Annotated in this window: 5 protein-coding genes; 2 read left to right on the forward strand and 3 right to left on the reverse strand. The window is 59.0% G+C overall.

Going from position 1 to position 3,844, the window contains the following annotated elements:
* Positions 1–225: 225 nt before the first annotated feature.
* The 3 genes from GY937_21725 to GY937_21735 all read right to left on the reverse strand — a co-directional run bounded on the left by GY937_21725 (position 226) and on the right by GY937_21735 (position 2,213).
* Positions 226–867: a hypothetical protein gene (locus GY937_21725; GenBank protein ID MCP5059332.1), complete on the reverse strand. Its 642-nt coding sequence runs from the start codon at positions 865–867 to the stop codon at positions 226–228.
* A gap of 4 nt (positions 868–871) precedes the next feature.
* On the reverse strand, positions 872–1,570 hold the full coding sequence (locus GY937_21730) for a hypothetical protein (protein MCP5059333.1): 699 nt from the start codon (positions 1,568–1,570) through the stop codon (positions 872–874).
* Positions 1,571–1,730: 160 nt separating this feature from the next.
* Positions 1,731–2,213: a hypothetical protein gene (locus GY937_21735; GenBank protein MCP5059334.1), complete on the reverse strand. Its 483-nt coding sequence runs from the start codon at positions 2,211–2,213 to the stop codon at positions 1,731–1,733.
* Positions 2,214–2,328: 115 nt separating this feature from the next.
* On the opposite strand from GY937_21735, the gene GY937_21740 reads away from it, so the two are divergent.
* Positions 2,329–2,973, forward strand: coding sequence for a hypothetical protein (locus tag GY937_21740; GenBank protein MCP5059335.1), 645 nt, complete (start codon positions 2,329–2,331; stop codon positions 2,971–2,973).
* The gene (locus GY937_21745; GenBank protein MCP5059336.1) at positions 2,951–3,631 is read left to right on the forward strand and encodes a transposase family protein; all 681 of its coding nucleotides are present in this window, start codon (positions 2,951–2,953) and stop codon (positions 3,629–3,631) included. Before GY937_21740 ends, GY937_21745 begins: the two co-directional genes overlap by 23 nt.
* Positions 3,632–3,844 lie beyond the last annotated feature (213 nt).

Raw genomic sequence — 3,844 nt, forward strand, 5'->3', positions numbered from 1 at the left:
ATCCGCATGCTGCGTTCGATGTGGCGGGGGCTGGAAACGGAGTCACGGTGGGGTCTACACGGGCACGAACGGGGAAACCCGGGATACAGACAAGGCCACCGCCTTACGGACCACCGCGCCAGCCCTCGACCCTACCAGGCCACGCTGGAGGAGTGCCCTCGTCATCGTCAAGCCTGCATATTTGCAGCCGAAGCCAAGGGCACCACGGTGGACTGCTTTCGCTCCTCAACGGTCATTCTGGGGTACGGCCTTGACAGAGACTGCGGTATGAAACCAGTCAACACGGTACTCCTCCAGACGCTCTAGCGTCTCCTCCACTGACTTCGCTTGCTTCTCGTCTCCCTTACTCCTTGCCCTCCTTAGCTGACGTTTCCTTCGCCATCTGGCAGCTGGAACCGCGAACCATGAAATGCGGTAGTAGGAACACACGACGACCTTGACGTGGCTCGATGTGGTCTCAACCACCGCTTGATACGGGAAGACCTGACTCACGCCTGGATCCACGAAGTAGGGGTCTTCCGGATTCGAGAGGTTTCGTGGCGTCAGGACGTGGTCAAGCATCTTGAGATGACCGTCACCCTCCTTGGCTGCCTCGACATCTGTGTCTCGCAAGGCGGAGGCCCACAGAAAGATCAAGGGGAAAGACTGGCGGACAAGCCCCAGATTCTTGATTCTGGGCTTGATATCCAAAACATAGGAACCTGGCGGACCCGGGAGCGGAATAACGTCGAAATCCAACTCCAGCTCCATCTTGTGACCGTAGCGACGGAACCGTCGATACTCGAACATTGCGTACAGGCCGCCAAGAAATACGAAGGTCGGGGTCGCAACCTTGAGGGCTAGGTCTATCCAGTCACTATTGGGCAACTGGTCACTCCGGCGTAGTTTCCTGGCGGAGCTTGCCGAGGCGCCGGATGGCGCGGCTAAGAGGCTTCGCATTGTCCTTGTGCTTCCACCATGCGGCCGCAGGAGAAGAATGCGGCAGGCAAACGATCCCGCGCCCTTCCCATTCGAGCTTCTTTCCCACCGTGTCATCGAGACCCTTGTGCGGGAAGAACCACTGGATCGCCGACACACCCATCGGGACGAGGACCGTTGGATTCACCAACTGAATCTCTGCCGCAAGAAAGTGCCTGCAGAGATCGATCTCGCGCACTCCCGGCCGGCGATCGCTGCCGCTCCTTGCCTTGCCCGGGTAGCATTTTGTGACTGCGGTCTTATAGAAGCGAGATCGGAACTCCTCATCGGTGAAGCCCGCCTCTTCCAGCCACGTCCTTAGCCGCTTCCCGGCAGGTCCAACAAATGCGATAGCACCAGGCTTCTCGTTCGCACCCTTCTCCTTGTGGGGGCGTCTGCCCTTCTGTCGCCTAAGTGCGGCCTCCATCTCCTGGGCGCCAGGCGCCTGCCCTATCAGCATGCCCCACTTCTGGCCTTTGCGGCCGCCCCGCACGGGGTCCCAGGGTGGCTGAAGATTCGTTACCTCCTTGCCCATCTCTTGGCAGCGCCGACAACTCCCGATCGCTAGATGCAGGGCCTTGAAGTCAATGAACTCCTCTCGTAACGAACTCATACTCTCCGTCCCTCCGACTCAAGAGAAGCAGACGCTTCACGGTGCATGTCCGCACCTGATCGTGTCCATGGACTCGATGAAGCCACTTGGGGTTGCCAACCGTCGTTCACGGCCGTAGAAGATCGCGTCACCATCGTTTGCAGCGCGCCGAGTTGAGATTTCACGAAACCGCATAGCGACAGACGACTACGATATCTTTGAGACTCCCGGGATTGAGGCGCTCATTCGGTTCACCGCCGGCATCTAGCCAGCCAGTCAGGGTCCAGTCACCGGACAGACCAATCGGAGCCACCGACCCCCGCAGCAGCCCCTTCCACGCGACAAGAGGCAACGGGTTGATCGATTCTGCGGTTCCGGCTTCGAGAGACAGTTTCAACGTCGATACGTTGTAGTCGCCGGAGGACTCCCGTTCCACGTCCACAAATAGCTCCAGTGCGTCAATGGTGATCGTCTTGTGCTGCAGGAAGAAGGGAAAACGTCCCTCAAGCTCCATTGTCAAGGTCGGATTCCCCTGAGAACCTGCCGCCGGATTCAGGAAGGCGTGCCACGCGTTGGGGAAATCGTGACGCAGGCTAAAGAGCTGCGCCAGCCCGTGCTGGCCCTCACTTCGGACGAACTCGTTCAGAGCAGTCTGCAACTCCACCCTGCTGCGTCTCATGACATTCTGGACCCGACCCGTTGCAGTTGCAACGACTTGAAAGCACAGCACATTTCCGAGCCGCCCCACCCTCACGCCGGCATCGGACGATACGTTCCGGATGGCAGCTCCCCACTCTCGACGGACCTACGACTACCGAATCCAAGAGGCCATCTGCGAATCCGGCGATCGGGACCTCTTCCCCGAGCTGAACATCCCGCGCTCAAGCATTCGGAGCTGGATTCACCGTGGCGCACCCGAGGTGATTTCTTCCGATCTCGCAGCCCACGATCATGCCGAGCTGACTGGCGAGATCGAACGGCATCGGCGTCGAACGCCTCTGCTCGAAGCGGTCGTTGGTCTCTTGATCGCCATGCTTCGGACGTCGAGGATCCAACTCGATTACGAGCGTCTGCCTGATGGGGACGCAAAGAGGATCCTCTTGCGAGCGATCAAACGGTCAGAGAAGGTCTTTCCGCTCAATGCAGCGCTGCGAATCACTCGTCTCTCTGCATCGCGCTACCACGGTTGGCGTCGCGCCGAAGCTGGGTGTGATCTCGATGACCAGCCAAGCTGCCGGCGAGTCGTTCCTACACGCTTGACTCCCGATGAAATCGAAAACATGCGCAAGATGGTCGAGAGCGACGATCACCGACACATGTCTCTGCGAGACCTGGCACTTCACGATCAGCGAACCGGAAGAGTCCTTGCTTCGCCATCAACATGGTACAGACTGGTCAAGAATGCGGGGTGGAGACGCCCTTGAAAACGGGTCTATCCGGGCAAAGGCTCCCGGTGAACTCCTCCACCTGGATGTGACCATCATCCGGTTGCTCGATGGAACGAGAGCGTATCTCCATGGAGTGATCGACAACTACTCCAGACGGATCCTGTCTTGGAAAATTGAGGAACGGCTCGGCGGCGGCGGGACCTGTCGGATATTGGGTGAAGCTGTCGCTCAACTCAGTGTTTGTCCCGGGCATGCGATCGTTGTCGCGGACTCGGGAAGCGAGAACGTCAACGGAGCCGTCGATGATTTCATCGACGGCCAGGAGTTGACACGGGTTCTAGCTCAAGTCGAGATCACATTTTCCAATTCGATGATCGAGGCATTCTGGCGATCCTTGAAGCACGGATGGCTATACCTCCATACGCTGGACAGTCTTACTGCCCTTCGTCGCCTGATCGAGTTCTATGTCGAAGCCCACAACGAAGCGAGGCCGCATTCGGCATTCCACGGGCAGACTCCAAATGAGATGTTCTTTGGGATGGGCGACGAAGTCACGCGGAAACTCTCCGCCGCACGCAGATCGGCTCGCGAGGAACGAATGAGAGCGAATCGGACTGCGCGATGCGGTGTGTGCGACGGGGAGACAAGTTCAGGGGCGTTGCTATTGCAACGGCCGCGCTCCAGAATGTCCTGAGACGCAGCAGCGCTTGGAGCCAAGCCTCCTGATCCGGAGCGGCGGGCCCCGAGATCTCGCGATCAGGCAAATGCGGATGAATACTGAGAACAGAGTGCGTCCAGCTTAAGGCTGGCGCATCCAGCGGGAGCCAGTCCCGCCAGGGCAGGAGTCAGGAGCCCTGTAGCTTGGGTCGCAGACAGGAGGGAAACCGAATGATCTGAAGCCGACCGA

This window comes from bacterium (assembly GCA_024228115.1).
Taxonomy (GTDB): domain Bacteria; phylum Myxococcota_A; class UBA9160; order UBA9160; family UBA6930.

Excerpts from the sequence above, each read along its gene's own strand:
- GY937_21730 (MCP5059333.1), bottom strand. The coding sequence starts at position 1,570 with ATGAGTTCGTTACGAGAGGAGTTCATTGACTTCAAGGCCCTGCATCTA.
- GY937_21740 (MCP5059335.1), top strand. The coding sequence starts at position 2,329 with ATGGCAGCTCCCCACTCTCGACGGACCTACGACTACCGAATCCAAGAG.
- GY937_21745 (MCP5059336.1), top strand. The coding sequence starts at position 2,951 with ATGCGGGGTGGAGACGCCCTTGAAAACGGGTCTATCCGGGCAAAGGCT.